Annotated in this window: 15 protein-coding genes; 5 read left to right on the top strand and 10 right to left on the bottom strand. The window is 35.5% G+C overall.

The annotated features are described in order from the left end of the window. Window positions 1–546: 546 nt before the first annotated feature. Window positions 547–1839, top strand: coding sequence for an aminopeptidase P family protein (locus FLA105534_RS05465; protein ID WP_173965028.1), 1293 nt, complete (start codon window positions 547–549; stop codon window positions 1837–1839). Between the two features lie 59 nt (window positions 1840–1898). Here FLA105534_RS05465 and FLA105534_RS05470 read toward each other — a convergent pair whose 3' ends face one another. Both FLA105534_RS05470 and FLA105534_RS05475 read right to left on the bottom strand, forming a co-directional pair. Beyond that, window positions 1899–2417: a ferritin gene (locus FLA105534_RS05470; protein ID WP_173965029.1), complete on the bottom strand. Its 519-nt coding sequence runs from the start codon at window positions 2415–2417 to the stop codon at window positions 1899–1901. 89 nt (window positions 2418–2506) lie between these two features. Further along, window positions 2507–2863, bottom strand: a complete 357-nt coding sequence (locus FLA105534_RS05475) for a hypothetical protein (protein ID WP_017497689.1) — start codon at window positions 2861–2863, stop codon at window positions 2507–2509. Window positions 2864–3043: 180 nt separating this feature from the next. Here FLA105534_RS05475 and FLA105534_RS05480 point away from each other — a divergent pair, with 180 nt between their 5' ends. Continuing rightward, a complete protein-coding gene (locus FLA105534_RS05480) occupies window positions 3044–3847 on the top strand; it encodes a TIGR00266 family protein (RefSeq protein ID WP_173965030.1) in 804 nt (267 codons plus the stop codon). A 167-nt stretch (window positions 3848–4014) separates the two neighbouring features. Further along, window positions 4015–4791: an alpha/beta fold hydrolase gene (locus FLA105534_RS05485; protein ID WP_173965031.1), complete on the top strand. Its 777-nt coding sequence runs from the start codon at window positions 4015–4017 to the stop codon at window positions 4789–4791. A 218-nt stretch (window positions 4792–5009) separates the two neighbouring features. On the opposite strand, the gene FLA105534_RS05490 is transcribed toward FLA105534_RS05485, so the two are convergent. The 6 genes from FLA105534_RS05490 to FLA105534_RS05515 all read right to left on the bottom strand — a co-directional run bounded on the left by FLA105534_RS05490 (window position 5010) and on the right by FLA105534_RS05515 (window position 14932). Then, window positions 5010–7775, bottom strand: a complete 2766-nt coding sequence (locus tag FLA105534_RS05490; RefSeq protein ID WP_173965032.1) for a PD-(D/E)XK nuclease family protein — start codon at window positions 7773–7775, stop codon at window positions 5010–5012. Window positions 7776–7838: 63 nt separating this feature from the next. After that, on the bottom strand, window positions 7839–9302 hold the full coding sequence (locus tag FLA105534_RS05495; RefSeq protein WP_173965033.1) for an OmpA family protein: 1464 nt from the start codon (window positions 9300–9302) through the stop codon (window positions 7839–7841). A gap of 113 nt (window positions 9303–9415) precedes the next feature. Further along, window positions 9416–10609 (bottom strand): glycine C-acetyltransferase, encoded by a 1194-nt coding sequence (gene kbl, locus FLA105534_RS05500; RefSeq protein ID WP_173965034.1) that lies wholly within the window; start codon window positions 10607–10609, stop codon window positions 9416–9418. 80 nt (window positions 10610–10689) lie between these two features. Next, a complete protein-coding gene (locus FLA105534_RS05505) occupies window positions 10690–13848 on the bottom strand; it encodes a UvrD-helicase domain-containing protein (protein WP_173965035.1) in 3159 nt (1052 codons plus the stop codon). Window positions 13849–13992: 144 nt separating this feature from the next. Continuing rightward, window positions 13993–14592 carry a lipoprotein signal peptidase gene (locus FLA105534_RS05510; protein WP_173965036.1) on the bottom strand — a complete coding sequence of 200 codons (600 nt, stop codon included), beginning with the start codon at window positions 14590–14592 and terminating at the stop codon, window positions 13993–13995. Between the two features lie 124 nt (window positions 14593–14716). Then, complete coding sequence (locus FLA105534_RS05515) at window positions 14717–14932, bottom strand: hypothetical protein (RefSeq protein ID WP_173965037.1); 216 nt, start codon at window positions 14930–14932, stop codon at window positions 14717–14719. A 179-nt stretch (window positions 14933–15111) separates the two neighbouring features. Here FLA105534_RS05515 and FLA105534_RS05520 point away from each other — a divergent pair, with 179 nt between their 5' ends. Both FLA105534_RS05520 and FLA105534_RS05525 read left to right on the top strand, forming a co-directional pair. Continuing rightward, a complete protein-coding gene (locus FLA105534_RS05520) occupies window positions 15112–15468 on the top strand; it encodes a roadblock/LC7 domain-containing protein (protein WP_173965038.1) in 357 nt (118 codons plus the stop codon). Between the two features lie 33 nt (window positions 15469–15501). Further along, window positions 15502–15882, top strand: a complete 381-nt coding sequence (locus FLA105534_RS05525) for a hypothetical protein (RefSeq protein WP_017497678.1) — start codon at window positions 15502–15504, stop codon at window positions 15880–15882. 260 nt (window positions 15883–16142) lie between these two features. Here FLA105534_RS05525 and FLA105534_RS05530 read toward each other — a convergent pair whose 3' ends face one another. Both FLA105534_RS05530 and ileS read right to left on the bottom strand, forming a co-directional pair. Further along, complete coding sequence (locus FLA105534_RS05530) at window positions 16143–16523, bottom strand: TraR/DksA family transcriptional regulator (RefSeq protein ID WP_173965039.1); 381 nt, start codon at window positions 16521–16523, stop codon at window positions 16143–16145. Window positions 16524–16530: 7 nt separating this feature from the next. Then, window positions 16531–19932 (bottom strand): isoleucine--tRNA ligase, encoded by a 3402-nt coding sequence (ileS, locus tag FLA105534_RS05535; RefSeq protein ID WP_173965040.1) that lies wholly within the window; start codon window positions 19930–19932, stop codon window positions 16531–16533. Window positions 19933–20086 lie beyond the last annotated feature (154 nt).

The raw sequence follows: 20086 nt of genomic DNA on the forward strand, positions 1-20086 counted from the left end.
TATTTATACTATTATAATCATGAAAGACCACATCAGGGAATTGATGGAAAAAAGCCAATTGAAATGATAAATCCGTTACCGAAATAAGTAACTTTTACAATTTCGACGAAGGAGAAATCACATACGCCAATCAGCAAAGATTGACGACCTCTATTGCGGAGTTTCTAATGCGATCTCTCCTGCGTCGAGATGACAAAACTGTGGCTAAGACTAATTGTAAAAAGCAAAAATCTGCAGAATCTGCGTGAAACAAAACCGCCAATCTTTGTCGAGTTCCGTTTGTGATTCTTCGTTCCTCAGAATGACAAAATTGTACACCTGGCAATATTTATTGAAATAACAAGATTACGTCAAAACTTCGCGTCTTTGCAACTTCGCGAGAAAAAAACTAGCGTATTTTGCGTAATCCCTAGCGCCCTTTGCGATAATCCTTCGACTTCGCTCAGAATAACACAAAAACAAATAATAAAACTTTAAGAAATCAATTTCATGCTGTTTGCTGAAAAAACGTAATTTTGAAATTCGAAGTTCAAAAACCGAATTATTATGAAATATCACCAAATAAACAGCGCTCTTTTTGTAAAAAACCGCAAAAAATTCACGGCAGAAATGAAACCTAATTCAGTTGCCGTTTTTAATTCCAATGACATTTACCCTGTTAGTGCCGACAGTACTTTGCCGTTTGCACAACACAGAGATATTTTTTATCTGAGCGGTGTAGACCAGGAAGAAAGTATTTTGCTTTTGTTTCCCGATGCTCCTTACGAGAGTCAAAAAGAAATTCTTTTCCTGAAAGAAACCAGCGAACACATTGCAATCTGGGAAGGTGAAAAACTGACTAAAGAACGTGCTTTTCAGGTTTCAGGAATCAGAACGGTGTATTGGTTACAGGATTTTCATAAAATTTTGAACGAAATGATGACGTATGCCGATACGATGTACATTAACACTAACGAACATTACCGTGCAACTGTTGAAACAGAAACCCGTGAAGCTCGTTTTGTAAAATGGTGGAAAGAGCATTATCCGGCACACAATGTAGCAAAAAGCAACCCGATTTTACAACGCCTTCGTTCTGTAAAAGAAAGTGAAGAACTTGATTTGATTCAGCAAGCTTGTGATATTACCGAAAAAGGTTTCCGCAGATTATTATCATTTGTAAAACCAAATGTTACCGAATATGAAATCGAAGCGGAATTGATTCATGAATTTATCCGTAACCGTTCTAAAGGTTTTGCTTACACCCCAATTATTGCCTCAGGAAACAATGCGAATGTTTTGCATTATATCGAAAACAATCAGCAATGTAAAGACGGAGATTTAATTTTACTGGATGTTGCTGCCGAATATGCGAACTATTCCAGCGATTTATCACGTACAATTCCGGTTTCAGGAAGATATACCGAAAGACAAAAAGCAGTTTACAATGCCGTTTTGAGAGTAAAAAACGAAGCTACAAAAATGTTGACTCCGGGAACTCTTTGGAAGCAATACCATGTTGAAGTGGGTAAAATCATGACCTCTGAATTACTTGGCTTAGGTTTGATCGACAAAGCCGATGTTCAGAACGAAAATCCGGAATGGCCAGCCTACAAAAAATATTTTATGCACGGAACATCTCACCACATGGGACTGGACACGCACGACTACGGATTACTTCACGAACCAATGAAGGCCAATATGGTTTTTACCGTTGAACCGGGAATCTACATTCCAGCCGAAGGATTCGGAATTCGTTTAGAAGACAACGTTGTGGTACAGGAAAAAGGAGAACCTTTTAACCTGATGCGTAATATTCCGATTGAAGCTGACGAGATTGAAAGCTTGATGAATGAATAAATAGAAAAAAGCCCTTAATAAAATTTATTAAGGGCTTTTTCAATTTTATAAATCAACTATTATGCGATTTTTGCGATTTGCACATCCAACTGGAATTTGCCGGCAGCTTCACTTTCATCAATCAACTCAAAAAGCTCTAAAGCTCTTCTTGCGTTTTTCTCTTCTTCTCTCTGCTCAGCAACATACCACATCATAAAATCTTCTGTAGCATAGTCATTTTCAGCTCTACATTTTGCAATTACTTTATTCACTGCTTGTGTAACTGCAATTTCATTCTGCAAAGCAATTTCAAATACTTCTCTTAAAGAAGCAAATTCCTGCTGCACTTCCGGAACAGACGGCGTAATGGCAATCCCTCCCATATCTGTAATATATTTGAAAACTTTTAGGAAATGCTCTCTTTCTTCTTCGGCTTGTTTGTACAAATAAGATGCTGTATTAGCATAACCATTTCTATCTAACCATGCAGCCATAGCTAAATATTTGTTAGAAGCGTCACTTTCTAATTTTGCTTGTAAGTTTAATATATTTTCTACACTTTCAACTAATGAAGTACGTGTTCTTAATAAATCTTTCATATCCTCTAATTTTTATATCTGTAAAATTACAAAAATTAAAGAAGGCTCCTCCAACTCCTTGAAAATTTGGATTTGATCTAAGTAAGAATCTAAATAAGCTCTACGTTTACAATGTTACAAAGCATAGAATGTAAAGTGAGGGTAAATTTAGTTCCGTTTAATAAATCTCTTAACTGCACTATTTCACAGATAGTAAGATTTCTGGAAAAATTTCTTTTGGTGGTTTCAATCAATTGTGCGTCTGACCGGTCAGATAAGTCATAAAGCATATTAAGAATGTCAACGCTATTAACCTTTCTTTGAAAAATCAAAAAATCATGAATTTTGTAACTTGACACTGTATCAACAAAATTGATAATTATACTATTGGTCAAATCACATTGATAACTATATCCTTTTTCGGTTTCAAATAATACTTTGGTGGTCAAATCACTAACTAACGCCATTCTGATAAAATATAATAACGTTGCAAAAATATAGAATTTAAAGCAATAAAAAACATAATTAAGACTAATTTAAAATAACAAAATCATTTAATCTTCTTAAAAACAACGGTAACTCACTAAAGAGTGTAACATTCTACGGCATTATTAGTCTAATTTTAAAAACAGATAAATTAAGAAATTATGCAAGCACACGAAATAGATTATCAGATTTTTGGTGAAGAAATGCAATATGTTGAAATAGAACTGGACCCGCAGGAAATTGTAATTGCCGAAGCCGGCAGTTTCATGATGATGGAAAACAATATCCAGATGGAAACGATATTTGGAGACGGTTCTCAACAGCAAGGCTCAGGTTTGTTTGGCAAACTTTTAAACGCAGGAAAAAGAGTTCTTACCGGCGAAAGTTTATTTATGACAGCATTTTTAAACCAAGGCACTAGCAAAAGCAAAGTTTCATTTGCGTCGCCATATCCTGGAAAAATCCTTCCAATTGATTTAACAGAATTTCAAGGCAAATTTATCTGCCAAAAAAGCTCGTTTTTATGCGCTGCTAAAGGTGTTTCTGTCGGAATAGAATTTTCTCAGAAACTTGGACGTGGTTTATTTGGCGGTGAAGGCTTTATTATGCAAAAAATCGAAGGAGATGGAATGGCATTTGTACATTCGGGCGGAACAATGGCCAAAAAAGTATTGGGACCAGGCGAAGTCCTAAAAGTAGATACGGGATGCATCATTGGTTTTACCAAAGATGTAAATTATGATATTGAATTTATTGGCGGAATTAAGAATTCTATTTTTGGCGGCGAAGGATTATTTTATGCCACATTAAAAGGTCCCGGAACGGTTTACATACAATCATTGCCTTTCTCGAGACTGGCTGACCGCATTATTGCATCTGCACCAAAATCTGGCGGAAACAGCCGCGAAGAAGGCAGTCTTCTTGGCGGATTAGGAAATCTTTTAGATGGTGATAACCGATTTTAATTTGTAATGGCTTTCAGAAATGGAAGCCATTTTTATTTCGTTCACAAACCCTATTTTGCTATAAATAAATTTATTCCAGTTTTAAAGATTTCCCAATTAAATCAAGACATCTCGATATTTTACTTCAGCTTTCTTAACTTTGTGCCTGACAACAAAAAAAGTTCATTTTGAAAACGCTTTTATACAAAAATACCAAAATATCATACTCAGATTCGGGAACTGGAAATACAATTGTTTTACTTCACGGCTTTCTGGAAAACAAAAAAATGTGGAAAGACTATGTTGATTTTTTCTCCGAAAAACATCGCATCATTACGATCGATTTACTGGGACACGGCGAGTCAGATTCTTTGGGATATGTACATGCAATGGAAGACAATGCCAATGCTGTTCACGAAGTTCTAAATCACTTAAAAATTGAGAAAGCTACAATCGTTGGACATTCGATGGGAGGTTACGTAGGTTTGGCTTTCGCCGAATTATTCCCAAAAAGTATCCGAAAACTCGTTTTACTCAATTCTACTTCAAGAGAAGACAGTGCTGAGAAAAAAATCAACCGAACACGTGCAATCAAAGCGGTCAAACAAAACTACATAACATTCGTAAGCCTTGCCATTGGCAACTTGTTTAGCGAAAACAATCGAATCCTATTACAAGACGAAATTGAGAAAGTCAAAATTCAAGCCCTAAAAACTCCGTTACAAGGAATTGTTGCTTCTTTGGAAGGGATGAAAATTAGAAAAGACAGAGAAGCACTCCTTCATCAGAATTTGTTTCCGGTCTTATTGATTTTAGGCAAAAAAGACCCTGTTTTAAATTATGAAGAAAGCATCACCCAAATCAATGACACTACAGCTGAACTGGTTTCTTTTGAAGACGGTCACATGAGCCATATTGAAAACAAAGAAGAACTCAAAACCATATTATTAGGTTTTTTCGAATAAATCAGGAAAATATAATTATCCAGCTTATAAAACTCTAAGTCTCTAAGAAGTTTAACCAGGAGCTATTTCCTGCTGTCCGCTATATCTTTTTAGGCAGAAGATTTATGCTAAACCAAAAAACTTCCTGATTGCCTAAAAAGGATGCCGCTTCCATCAGGGCTAGGGCATCCGGTTTCAAGAAGAAAATTCAATAGGTTAACCATTAATAGTTCGATGGTTTAATCTATCTTTTCTTCAAAAGGAATATCCATATTAAAGATTTCTTTTAGCAACACCACAATCTCTTCCAGATAGCTGTTTAAGATCTCATTCGTAACGGTAACATTCAATTCCTTATCTTCTTTAAATCCAAAAGGCAAAAATCCTGATTTTAGATTTTTAAAAGATATAATCCCAACTTCAATCGGAATATCACCCGCTTCCTTTTCAAACATGAACGCATAGGCCAAAACCTGAATAATTTTATCATTTTTAAGCTCCTGAGTCAATCCGTTCCAGGATTTAAGGATAACGTTCGTCTTTTCAACTTTTCCGGTCTTATAATCAATAATTCTGATTTTACCGTTGCGCAATTCAATTCGATCCACATTTCCTTTAATCAAAACCGGAAATGGCAGATCCGGATGATGCAACTCACGTTCGTATGTTTCTTCTAATGCAATGATCTTAACGGCATCACCATTCTTAAGAGACTCCAGTTCCATTTTTAAAAAATTGGAGACGTTTCGTTTTGCTACTTCAAAGGCCAGAAGATTACGTCCTTTTTTAATTTCTCCTTCTTTATAGACCAGTTTAAATTGTTTTAAGACTTCATCATCCAGTAATTTGAAGCAATTTTCAAGATCCGCTTCCGAGATAAACTTTCCGATAAAAGGTTCGTATAAAGTCTTTAATGTTTCATGAATTATGGTACCAAGGGTATTCAAAGCGATGTTCTCCTCTACCTCTTCAACCTCTCGAATTCGAAGTATTTTTTGAAAATAAAAGTCAATCGGATTTCTAATGTAACTCGTCAAAGCCGAAGGCGAAAAACCCGCGAGTGCAATTTCTTTTAAACGATCCATTACAGCCTCGGATTTCGGGACCATCATTGGCTGATAAGCCGTTGTTGGTAAAACCGGGTTATAGATATCAAAAGTCAAATTGTGTTTGTGTTGTTTTTCTACTTCCAGCTGCGTGATGAAACGGCTGCGTTCTCCGGCATCCAGTCCGTCATTTTCGGTATTATAAATCAAATAGATGTTTTTAGCCCTCTGCAATAAATGATAAAAGTGGTAGGTATAAATAGCGTCTTTCTCTTTAAAAGTTGGCAAACCTAATTCGTTTTTAACGTCATAAGGAATAAATGAATTTTGAGATTTCCCGGCCGGGAATTTCCCTTCATTCATAGACGTTACGATTACGGTATCAAAATCCAGCACACGGCTTTCAAGGACACCCATAATCTGCAAACCACGCAAAGGCTCCCCTTCAAACGAAACTTCTGCAACATCGATAATTTGTTTATAGATCGCATGCAAAGTATCTATATTGTCGATATGATTGTGTTTTGTATAATAATTAATCAGCTTATTAATTACTTTAAAAACCGCATAAACAAAAGCCTTGGCAATTTTTTCCTCTTCATTGTCATTGCTAAAATTCTCTTTTATCAGAAGTAAAAGTGCAGAAACATTTTCAAGAACAGCAATCGATCCGCTTTCCCACTTTTGGAAAAGCAATTTAAACAATGGAGACGGATTTAGATTAAGTTCCAAAACCCGGTTATGCGTAATAAAAGTGTAATTATTCTCCTTGATAATCCGCACTAAATTACCGGCATTCGCATACGGTTCAACCAACGGATGCGTCAGGATATCAAGTATATCTTTATAATAAAAAACATAACTTTCCCCTTTACGCGAAAGCGCATTAGTGTGCATTCTGAACAATTTTGCAATTAATATCTGCGACGGGTTGTTCTTTCCGGAATATCCCATCGTAATATTCAAACTTCCAACCGAAGAAGGCAGCGAATATAAAATTGGCATCAGCAAATTTTCCTCACCAAGCACAATAGCCACTTTATCAAGAGCAGTTGCTGGGTTCTCTGTAATAATATTTTCGATAATACTACCCGCCAATTTTGCCTGACCAATAGTTTTGGGTGTACCAATTATCTGAATGTTTTTAGACTGCGAAAAATCATCTACAATCCACTCAAACGGGTTAGCTTTATAATGTTTCCAATTTTCTTTAAAACGTCTGACAAAGAGTCCCGCATCATGATAAGGATCGTTCAGAAAAGTCTGATCGACATCCCAATAAATTTTAGCTTGGCCTAAAGCCAAAAGATGCTGAACAATTTTTTCTTCAGCTGCATTTAAAGCATTAAATCCCGCAAAAATAAAACTTCGTTTTGAAACTGTATTCGAAAAGTGATTAAGGTTGTTTACCGCCTCACGATAAATCAGTCCCTGATAGCCAATTGATTTATTAAGCAAATGATTGTACAACGAATCATAATACAACGGAAGAAGTTTCCAGAAATCAATATAATTTTCTAAAAGTTTGGTTTTATTTTCAACCTCAATCCCCCATTTTTTGATATCTTCAATATCGCTCAAGTAAGACAAAACATGGGAAGGATCTAAAAGATAACGATCGATTTCGTTAAAATCCTGCAGCAGTGTTTTCGCCCAATTGGCAAACAATTCAAAGGACTGCTGCTGTTGTTTTTCGGTTACAGAAAGATAAACTTCATAAAACTCAAACAAAAGTTCAATTGAATCAACCGACCTGATCGACGCTACATCTTGCACAAAATCTTCAATACTAATAATTTCAGGAGAGAGTATCGTTTTCTTAGTCTCATTTTTCAGGGCTTCGATTAAAAAAACTTTCGCTCTTTTATTAGGTAAAATAATGGTTGTTTCAGCAAGTTTAGCCGAATAATCCTGAATTATAACAGTCGCTATTTTTCCGAGAAAGGAAGTGTTTATCATTTGATAAAAATAAAAAAAGCCATTCAATTAAGAATGGCTTTTAGTATTTATTTAGAAAGTAAATTAGATTTTACCTTGGTATTTAGAACCAATGTGTCTAATTTCTGTTCTTCTGTTTTGTGCTTTACCTGCAGCAGTTTTGTTACTTGCAACTGGTTGAGAAGATCCAAATCCTTTAGACTCTAAATTTTCTGGATTAACACCTCTTTCGATTAATGCATTTTTCACAGCGTCAGCTCTTTCTTGAGAAAGTTTGTCGTTGATTTTTGCAGAACCTGTACTATCTGTGTGTCCTTCGATAGCGAATTTCGCGTTTGGATAGTTTTTAAGGATTTCTTTAATAGCATCTAATCTAGCTGGAGTTTCTTTGTCTCCTGTTTTGAAAGTTGCTTTTCCTGAGTTAAAGTAAACCGCTCTAGCTTGAACTTTAAGATCTTCTAAAGCTTCAGTAGTTACTTCAGGACAACCTCTGTTAGAAGCAGGACCAGCTACTGTAGGACAATCATCATCTTTATCAGCAACACCGTCTTTGTCAGCGTCTAAGAAAGGACAACCACCATTTTCTTTAGGACCAGCAACTGTAGGACATTTGTCATCTTTGTCTGGAACACCGTCTCCGTCTGTATCAGGACATCCGTTGAATTGTTTTGGACCAGCAACATCTGGACAAGCATCATCTTTATCAGCAATTCCGTCTCCGTCTTTGTCTGGACAACCGTTTAATGCAGCTAAACCAAATTCAGTTGGACAAGCATCACTAGCGTCAACGATTCCGTCTCCATCAGTATCAGGACATCCGTTGAATTGTTTTAAACCAGCAACATCTGGACAAGCATCATCTTTATCATAGATTCCGTCTCCGTCAGTATCTTTACCTCCGAATTTGAAAACTAGACCAGCAGTGTGTTGAAAGTGAGATGGAGCATCTGGAACACCAGCTTTGTCTTCTCTATCACCACTAACTGACCATTTGTATCTTGTAGCAAGCTCAAGACCAATAGCATCAGTAAACCAGAAAGTAACACCAGCACCTGGGTTAACAGTTCCGTAGCTGCTATCTCCGAAGAAAGTATAACCTCCACCAACAGATAACGAAGGATCAATCACTTTAGATTTGATCAACTCTTGGAAGCTATATTTAATAGTAGCATCAATTCCGTAATACATCAAATCACCAGGATTAGTAACTACATTACCTCTACTATCATGCCCTACAGCAGATGGATTGAAAGTAACATATTTATCGATCTTGTTTACAGATCCTTGTAAACCAACAGAGAAACCGCTACCTACATATCTATTCACACCAATGTAAGATAAAGAAGGAAGGATATTCCAGTTGTCTTTTACAGCGAATGGCTGAGAGAAGTGTTGATCAAAGAAACCACTTCCAGCACCAGAACTTGTTCTAGTGTCAACGGCATTAACTCCGAAAGAGATAGCCCATGGATTGTTACTGTCTTGTGCGTGAGAACTTAAACCCATCACCATCATCACAGCAACTAAAAGTTTGTTAAGATGTTTCATACTTAATTTTTTTAATTACAATTTAGTTAATTACAAGCAAAAGTAACACCAAAATTTTTAAATACAAAATGAAATGTTAAAAAAAACCTACAAAAATTTGACCAAAGTGGGAATTATATAACTTTTAACATTTGTCCGACAACTATAAACGCCTCTATAGCCCTGTCTAAGTGCTCTTTTGTATGTGCTGCAGATAATTGCACTCTAATCCTGGCTTTTTCTTTCGGAACTACAGGGAAGAAGAATCCGATTACATAAATACCTTGTTTCAATAACTCATTAGCCATTGTTTGCGACAATTTTGCATCGTATAACATTACCGGAACAATCGCTGAATCTCCATCAATGATATCAAAACCGGCTTTTTTCATTCCTTCTTTAAAATAATTAGTATTCCATTCTAACTTATCTCTCAAAGAAGTATCTTGTTCCAACAACTCAAACACCTTTATTGAAGCACCAACAATAGCCGGTGCCAGTGAGTTTGAAAACAAATATGGTCGTGAACGCTGACGCAATAACTCAATTATTTCTTTTTTAGCAGTTGTATAACCTCCCATTGCTCCTCCTAAAGCTTTACCAAGTGTTCCGGTTATAATATCAACCCTTCCCATAACACCTTTGGCTTCAAGAGTCCCTTTTCCTGTTGCTCCAATAAATCCGGCAGCATGACATTCATCCACCATCACCATAGCGTCATATTTATCAGCCAAATCACAAATCTTATCCAAAGGCGCCACAAGACCATCCATTGAGAAAACTCCATCAGTAACAATTAATTTGAATCGTGCACCAGCCTCATTAGCTTTAATTAACTGTTGCTCCAAATCTTCCATATTACTATTTTCATAACGGTAACGCGCCGCTTTACACAAACGAACTCCATCAATAATAGAAGCATGATTTAAACTGTCTGAAATAATAGCATCGTTTTCTCCCAGCAGCGGCTCAAAAACACCACCATTTGCATCAAAAGCAGCAGCATAAAGAATCGTATCTTCTGTACCATAAAAATCTGCTATCTTTTTCTCCAAAGTCTTATGAATATCCTGTGTTCCACAAATAAAGCGTACTGATGACATTCCGAAACCATGTGTATCCATAGCATCTTTTGCTGCCTGCACCACTTGAGGGTGTGACGAAAGCCCTAAATAATTGTTGGCGCAAAAATTCAAAACTTTTTCTCCTGTAGAAATCGTTATCTCTGCATCTTGTGCTGAAGTTATAATGCGTTCTTTCTTGAAAATTCCATTTTCTTCAATCGTTTGCAACTCATTTTGCAAATGTTCTTTTATTTTTCCGTACATTTTTATTTATTTAAAACGTTAAAAATTAACAACTTAAGCCATAAATACCTAACTAAATCCTTAACATCTGATTAATTTTTTCACAAATTTACTATATCGATTTCTGATCCGATGTATACCAATGCTTTTTTTAACACTTTATACCCTAAATCCTCAATAGCTTCCTGATACTCCTGTATTTGCTTGGTATATTTTGGATTGATAGCTCCCGTTTTATAATCCAACAAATATGCTTCTCTGCCCCCTGTTAAAACAATTCGATCAGGTTTTAAAATCCTGCCTTCTTTCTGAACAATTGTCTGTTCGTTCAAAATAGTATCCTTTCCATCAAAACAAATACTCAACTCAGGATGATTGACAATTTCCCGGAGCGTCTTCAAAACCATATCTATCTGGTCATTCGTGATCAATCCGTTCTCAATACCTTTTGTAATCGCCAGATCGACATCTGTTTTATCTTTTACAAAAGCCAAAATTTCATGAACTATATTCCCATAAGCAATTGCCTCTTGTTGGTGTGTCCCCCACATTAAAGCCTCACGTTGTGCAATTTTAATATTTTTTGGATTTAAAACTTCTGAGACCACCGGAATCACTTTGACCAGATCAACCGACTTTACCGAACTTGAAAGCCTGGTTTTACTCCCAAACTCGTACTCTAATCTCTCGGCATCATAAACTCCTTTATACATTAAATACCTGATAAAAAAAGAAGCCATATTACTGGGCAATTCGCCGTCTTTTCTTTCTTTTAAAGCTTGCGATACTACATGCAGCTGCTCTTCGGCACGTGTTAATGCCACATACAAAACATTAATATTATCGAGTAATTCTTCCTGCTTTTTCAAATTAAAAACCGCCGAAGCACTTTCACCAAAACCTTCAACCGCGCTACTATTATCAATTAAAGCTTTCGGAACATCTAAATTCACATCTTCGGTATCGAGCCACAATTTATCTTTTGGCTTTCTATTGTAATCTTCTTCTGCAAATGGCATAATTACAACCGGAAATTCCAATCCTTTTGATTTATGAATCGTCATAATTCTAACAGCATTGTTTCCTTCCGGAGACGGAATACTAAATTTCTCTGCATTTTTATCCCAATAACTTAAAAAATCAGCTATTCCAGCCTGATTTCTCATGTCCCGCTCTAAAACAATATCCAGAAAAAACTGAACATATGCATTCCCCTCGTCAGGAATAACAAACTTCGAAATTATAATTTCTACCGCTTCATACAATGATTTTTTTCGAACATCTTCAAAAGAAAACGCAACATCAAAAGTCAATAACCATTTTTCAAAATCATCTTCCCTTTTTTGAGCCATTCCCAAAGCAATGAAATCATGAATTGGCATTTGAACCTCTTTGTTCGATCCTAAAAAATGAAGAAAATTAGCTTTTGACTCTAAATCGGCACTATTGTTTAAATATTTCAGCAAATGAACAATCAAACGCACCTCTGTAGCATTTTGAATCATTAAAGTTTCAGAAGATAAAAGCGGGATATTTTGTTCTGTCAAATAATTCGCGATTGCAATTCCCTGATCTCTTTTTCGAGTTAAAATCACAATATCTTTGTACTCAAATCCTTCCCTAACTACTTTCTGAATTATATTTAATGTCGCCAAAACATACAAATCTGATTTCTCCACAACTTCTTCTTCGTCCGCAAAATCTGACTTCTCAATTATAGGCAGAAAAGAAATATTGACATATCCTCCTTTTTTCGAATTTACATTCTGAAAACTATGATTTTCATACAAATCTTTATAATCTTCATTTGTAAATTCAGTCGAAATTAATTTAAAAAAATCATTATTAAACTCAATTACCTCACTATAACTTCGGTAATTTGTATCCAAATGTTTGACTACTTTTTCATGATTAAAAAAAGAAACCTCTTCTTTCCCCAATTCGATAAACTGTTCCGCTTTTCCACCTCTCCATCGATAAATAGATTGTTTCGGATCCCCCACTATCATCAGAGTTCCTTTGTTTCCAAAATCATCCTGACCGGAAAGAGAGTTATGTATTAGCGGAATAAGATTCTGCCATTGCATTTCGGAAGTATCCTGAAATTCATCAATAAAAAAGTGGCGGTATTTCTCCCCTAAACGCTCATAAATAAAGGGCGCGGGCTGATTTTGAATTTCACGATGAATAATCGCATTAAATTCAGAAATAGACAAAATATTTTGTTCTGATTGAATTTTCGCCAATTCGTTACTAACAGTATTCAAAAGCGAAAGTGGTGTAATATTTTTCAGGAACGCTTTATAAAAATCCCTTTTCTCAAAGTTCTTATAGATTTTTTCCAAAATTCGAAGCAGTTCCTGAATTATATTTTCGATTAACGCTCTGTCTTTTGCCGTTTTATTAATCGCAATATCATCAAATTCATGGAACGTTTTATTACGGGGATTAAATTTTCCATCGCGAATACTCTCTAAATGGTTTGGAAACGTTCCGCGTGAAAATGATTTTAAATCAATTCCATTTTTATCTATTAAAGCAAGTGTTTCTGTAGCAAAATTTTCATTTTCAGCTTCCAATTCTTTACACAAAGCCTGCATTTTCTTTTTGATGACAACAAACTCTTCAATAGATTTATCCTGAAAATGGGAGATCTCATTCCGATTGTTTTCATTCAAAACCAACCTTCCTGTTTCTAATATTTCACGAGAAACATCCCAACTTTTATCATCGTCGGTTTTCTCCATCGTAAAATCAATCAACAACTTAGTTAATGTTTCGTCCTGGCCTGCTTGCGCAATAATAGCATCAACAGCTTCAATTAACAAATTCTCAGTATCCAAAGTGACCTCGAAAGTCATTGGCAAATTAAGATCATGCGCGAAAGCACGAATTACTTTGTGGGTAAATTTATCAATAGTAGAAATATCAAAAGCAGCATAATTATGAATCAGATGCTTTATAATATTTTGAGACTTTACTTTGATTTTAACAATTGAAAGTCTTGTATCACGAGACAAGTCCTCCATCAAGTCAACTGCTTTCACAGAAGGCTCTTCTTTTGCAAACTCCGACAAACTTCCCACAATACGGCTTTTCATTTCATGAACCGCCTTATTCGTAAAAGTAATCGCTAAAATATTTCGATAGGCATCATTTCTTGGAGAAGAAAGAATAATTTTGAGATACTCTTTCACCAAAGTATAGGTCTTTCCAGAGCCTGCAGATGCATCGTAGATAGAGAAAGACGGACTTTGCATGAGTTTAGTTTTTCGTACGGTAAAAATAACACATTAAAATATGAAATCCCAATAAAGCAAAAATTCCAAATTCCAATAACTAACTCTTTTATCAAGCAGCTATTGGAATTTGGAATTTTAAATATTTCAGTTTTTCTACAACAACTAGGCAGTTTTAGGAAAGGCTCTTTTATTAAAAACCAACAATATACCTACTCCTGTAGAAATTGCTACATCGGCAACATTAAAGATCGCATTAAAAAAAGAAACTTCTTCACCACCCCAGTAAGGGAACCAAGACGGTAAAGTACCTCTCCAGATTGGAAAGTAAAACATGTCTACCACTAAACCGTGAAACCATGTTCCATAAGGCTCTGGTGAGAAAAGGGTTGCCAGATTACCATGACTACCATCAAAGACAATCCCATAAAATACCGAATCAATTATATTTCCGGCTGCTCCGGCAAAAATCAACGCTATAGCTACAATTAAGTAATTTGAATAACGTTTCTTAACCGAATCTGCCAACCAGTATCCAATTCCTACTACAGCAAAAATTCTAAAAACAGTTAGAAATAGTTTACCATATTCACCAGGTATCTTTGTCCCCCAAGCCATTCCTTCATTTTCAATAAAGTGAATTCTAAACCAGTCAAAAATTACTACTTCATCACCTAAAACAAAGTTTGTTTTTACATAGATTTTTGAAAGCTGATCGACAATTAAAACTAAAAATATAAGGAAATACGCTTTTCGTAATGACATTTTATTAAATTTTGATGGGGCAAAAGTAACAATTTAATCAAAAAAAACGCCCCTATCGGAGCGTTAATTGTTTTTGGAGATAAACCAGCAACTGCCAAAGCATTTTAGTCCTTTAACTGAAGCTCTATTTTTTAACATTTGACCGAACCGTTTTTTTAGGTGGATCCGCAAAGAAATCTGAAATAGATTTAAGCAATCCTTTACCTTCTTTTCCCGCTGTCCCATTCTTGACTTCAGCCTTCTTTATCTGAGTTTTAAACTGTATACGAATCTTTTCAAATTCCTTCATTCGATGCTCAACATCGGAGTTCACTTCTTTGAATTTCAATACTTTAGCCATTTTATAAGATTTTTATGTTAAATAAATAAAATTATAATGATTTGATATTACAATGATACATAATTTAATTTATATTTGTTAATAAAAATTAACACTTGTTTAGACTAAAAGATCATATTTACCTCTCACGCAGTATTAAAACGAAAAGAATTTAACAACTTTCCTAAATCTTACAAAATATGAATGAAATCACAACTACTCTAAACGATTTTCTACTTACTACCAAATCTTCCGCAGCATTAATCATTAATGGGAAAGGAAAATTAATCACATCACTTCATTTAGATTATGCGGATAGTATCGCCGCAATGAGCTCGGCCATCGTATCGATGAGCGACAAATTTTTATTAGATCTCGAAAAAGGCTCTTTAAAGCAACTTTTTTTAAAAACCACAGAAGGAGTTGTTGTGGGAAACAAAATAAGCGGCACAAATTTTATTATTACATTTTCAAAAGACGGCAGTAACCTCGGTTTATTACTACGATCGACCGAAGAAACAGCTACGGAACTAAGCAAAAATTCTTTGTTAAAATAACATATTTCTATTAACACCAAACCCCGAAAAACTATGAGTAATGACTTTTTAAACGTTTTTTTGAATGAAATGAAAACTAACGTAAACGGCTTTATTGCAGTAGCTGTAACAGAAATCGAATCAGGATTAAGCTTTGGAAACCTGACAACAGATCCGGCATTTGACCCTGAACTTGCAGCAGCTTACAATCTCGAAGTTGTGAAAGCAAAATTAAGTGCAGTAAAAGCTTTAAATTTAAACCAGGAAATCGAAGACATTTTGATTACTCTTTCCAATCAAATTCACATCATCGACATTTCTCCCAACAAAAAGTTCATGATCTATCTTGCCGCAGATTCGACTAAAGCAAATTTAGGAATGACAAGAGCCGTTTTAAGAAAACACAAATTAGAATTAGAAAAAAACTTAGCTTAAACTCAAGCTTATTTTATTAATTAGAACTGTCTGCAAAGAAGACAGTTCTAATTGATATTACTTCTTTCCTACGTAAAAACTCCTGTTTTTTAAATTCTTACAAAAACAAACAACCCAATTTTACTACATCTTTATTTATATGTAGTAAAATTCTCTCTTTAAGGAATTATCTTTACTTCGACAAAGCTGCTCAAACATTAAACAAAAAAAACGCCCCTAAAAGGAGCGTTTTATTTTATAGAGTACAAAAACCCTGGATTTTATCTCTGCAAGTTTTTAGCTTCGATACTCATTGTAGCATGAGGAACGATTTTAAGCCTTTCTTTGCTAATTAATTTACCTGTTACTTTACAAATACCATAGGTTTTATTTTCAACACGGAATAGTGCGTTTTTTAGATCGCGAATAAACTTTTCCTGTCTGATAGCCAACTGTGAGTTTGCCTCTTTAGACATTGTTTCGCTTCCTTCTTCAAATGCTTTAAAAGTTGGAGAAGTATCATCTGTACCGTTATTCAAATCATTCATGTAAGCACTTTTAATTAAATCCAGATCGGCTTGTGCTTTTTGTATTTTAATTTGAATTATTTCTTTGAACTCTGCTAAATCAGCATCAGAGTATCTTGTAATTTCATCTATCATATTATACTTATTTTGAAATTAATATCACTGTTTTAATATCATCAAATTCAATTTCTGTGCCGTTTTCCAAAGCGTCTACAAAAACCAAATCATCAGTTAATGTCTCAGACTTAATATAGTCTTCATTTTTTAGAATTGCCTCTTCTAAAAGGCCGCTTCTTTTTATTTGAACTTTAATCTTATCGGTAACTTCAAATCCTGAATCCTTACGGATGTTTTGAATTCTGTTTACCAATTCTCTTGCGATTCCCTCGTTTTTCAATTCGTCAGATATTGTAATATCAAGCGCAACCGTAATTCCGTTTGAATTTGCAACCAACCAACCTTCAATATCCTGAGAGGTTATTTCTACATCTTCTAATGATAAAGTTACAGTATTTCCTGCAATAACAATATCCAATGCGCCCTGCTTGTCTAATTGACTGATTTGATCTGCCGAAAAAGACTGTATCTCTTTGGAAATCAGACCCATATCTTTCCCGAATCGCGGCCCTAAGGCTTTAAAATTAGGCTTAATCTGCTTCACCAAAATACCCGAATCATCGTCTAAGAGTACAATTTCTTTCACGTTAACTTCCGCTTTTACAAGTTCAGAAATAGCTTCAATTTTAGCTCTCTGATTATCGTCAAGTACCGGAATCATTACCTTTTGCAAAGGCTGACGCACTTTAATCATTTCCTTTTTACGAAGTGATAAAACCAAAGACGAGATGGTTTGCGCCTTCTGCATTTTACTTTCTAACGTTTTATTAACAAAGTTTTCGACAAATTTTGGAAACTCTGCCAAGTGAACACTGCTATATTGCTCGGTTTGCGTAGAACCTGTTAAGTCGCGGTATAATTTATCCATGAAAAAAGGAGCGATCGGCGCACTTAATTTACTTATCGTTAATAAACAAGTATAAAGTGTTTGATACGCTGCAATTTTATCATGAGCGTACTCCCCTTTCCAGAAACGACGACGACACAAACGAACGTACCAGTTACTTAGATTTTCCTGAACGAAGTCAGAAATAGCTCTAGCTGCCTTAGTAGGCTCATAATCTTCATAACATTCATCAACAAATTTTATTAATGTATGCAATTCAGACACGATCCATTGGTCAATTTCCGGCCTTTCGTTTAATGGAATTTCTGCCTCAGCATATTTAAATCCATCGATATTTGCATATAACGAAAAGAAGGAATAGGTATTATACAGGGTTCCGAAGAATTTACGACGAACCTCAGCAATCCCTTCAATATCAAATTTTAAGTTATCCCAAGGATTTGCGTTAGAGATCATGTACCAGCGTGTGGCATCAGGACCGTATTCCTTAATTGTTTCAAAAGGATCTGTCGCATTTCCTAAACGTTTCGACATCTTTTGTCCGTTTTTATCCAGAACCAAACCATTCGAAACTACATTCTTGTACGCAATTTTATCAAAAACCAAAGTTCCGATTGCGTGCAGCGTATAAAACCATCCACGAGTCTGATCGACACCTTCTGCAATGAAATTTGCAGGGAAATCTTTATTCTCGTCAATTTTATCTTTATTTTCAAAAGGATAATGCCATTGTGCATAAGGCATTGCTCCTGAATCAAACCAAACATCAATTAAATCACTTTCGCGTTTCATTGGCTGGCCTGAAGCTGAAACCAACGTGATTTCGTCCACTACATTTTTATGTAGGTCGACTAAATCATAGTTTGATTCAGACATATTTCCGATTTCAAAACCTCTGAATGGATTTTCTTTTTGAAAACCTGCTTCGATAGATTTTTCGATCGCATTGTACAATTCTTCAACAGAACCAATAAGAACTTCTTCTTTTTTGTCTTCAGTTCTCCAAATTGGCAACGGAATCCCCCAATATCTAGAACGAGATAAATTCCAGTCGTTAGCATTTTTCAGCCAGTTTCCAAAACGTCCTTCACCAGTAGACTTAGGCTTCCAATTGATAGTTTCGTTCAGGTCGAACATTCTATCTTTAACATCGGTTACTTTAATGAACCATGAATCTAGTGGATAATATAATAACGGCTCATCAGTTCTCCAACTGTGTGGATAACTATGTACGTATTTTTCAACTTTAAAGGCTTTATTTTCTTCTTTTAATCGAATAGCAATCTCAACATCTACAGAACGCTCTGGCGCCTGACCCGCATCATAATATTCATTCTTTACATATTTACCGGCCAAATCACCTACATGTGAAGTAAATCTTCCCTGTAAATCAACTAAAGGAACTGCTGTCCCATTTTCGTCTAAAACTAACATTGGTGGCACTTCCGGTTTTGCTTCTTTTGCAACTTTAGCATCATCAGCACCAAAAGTAGGAGCGGTATGTACTACCCCTGTTCCATCCTCTGTAGTAACAAAATCTCCTGTGATTACCCTGAACGCATTCTCAGAATTCTGATAAGGCAATACGTATGGCAATAATTGCTCATAACGGATTTCAGCCAAATCGGCACCTTTTGCCTCTGCTAAAATTTTATACGGAAGCTGTTTGTCTCCATTTTTCACTTTATCAAAATCAACATCGTCTTCGCTCACAAAAAATCCTTTTCCGAACTGTTTTCCGACCAAATTTTTAGCCAGAACTACATTAATCGGTTCAAAAGTATACTGATTGAAGGTTTTCACTAAAACATAATCTATTTTTGGCCCAACTGTCAAAGCTGTATTCGACGGTAATGTCCATGGAGTTGTCGTCCAGGCCAAAATATGAACATCTCCAAAACCTTGTAAAAAGGCTGGCAAAGTTTCCGGCAAAGTTTTAAATTGTGCTACGATCGTAGTATCCGTAACATCACGATACGCTCCGGGCTGATTTACTTCGTGAGAAGACAATCCTGTTCCGGCTTTAGGTGAATAAGGCTGAATCGTGTATCCTTTGTACAACAAACCTTTATCATAGATTTGTTTCAAAAGCCACCATACAGATTCCATATATTTAGGTTTGTAAGTTACATACGGATCTTCCATATCTACCCAATATCCCATTTTTTCGGTCAAATCATTCCATACATCGGTATAACGCATTACGGTTTTTTTACACGCTTCGTTATATTCTTCGATAGAAATTGTTTTACCAATATCTTCTTTTGTAATTCCAAGTTCTTTTTCGGTCCCTAATTCTACAGGTAATCCGTGAGTATCCCAACCCGCTTTTCTTTTTACCTGAAAACCTTTTTGAGTTTTATAACGACAAAAAATATCTTTAATCGCACGCGCCATCACGTGGTGAATACCCGGCAATCCGTTAGCTGAAGGCGGACCTTCAAAAAACACATAAGGCTCAGCACCTTCACGGGTACTTACACTCTTTTCAAATATATTTTCTTTCTTCCAAAAATCAAGTACTTCTGATGCTACTGTTGGCAAGTCAAGTCCTTTGTATTCAGTAAATTTTGTGCTCATTTTATCCTTTTCTTAAACGAGGTGCGAAAGTAAGGAATTTTGGATTATTGACCATCAATTTCTTTAAATTTCACAAACTTTTGTTGAGATAATACGCCCTAAAACAAAAGAATTGATTAATTTCCGGCATCCAACTCAGAAAACCGAGTCTATA

The organism is Flavobacterium collinsii (assembly GCF_902804485.1).
Classification (GTDB): domain Bacteria; phylum Bacteroidota; class Bacteroidia; order Flavobacteriales; family Flavobacteriaceae; genus Flavobacterium; species Flavobacterium collinsii.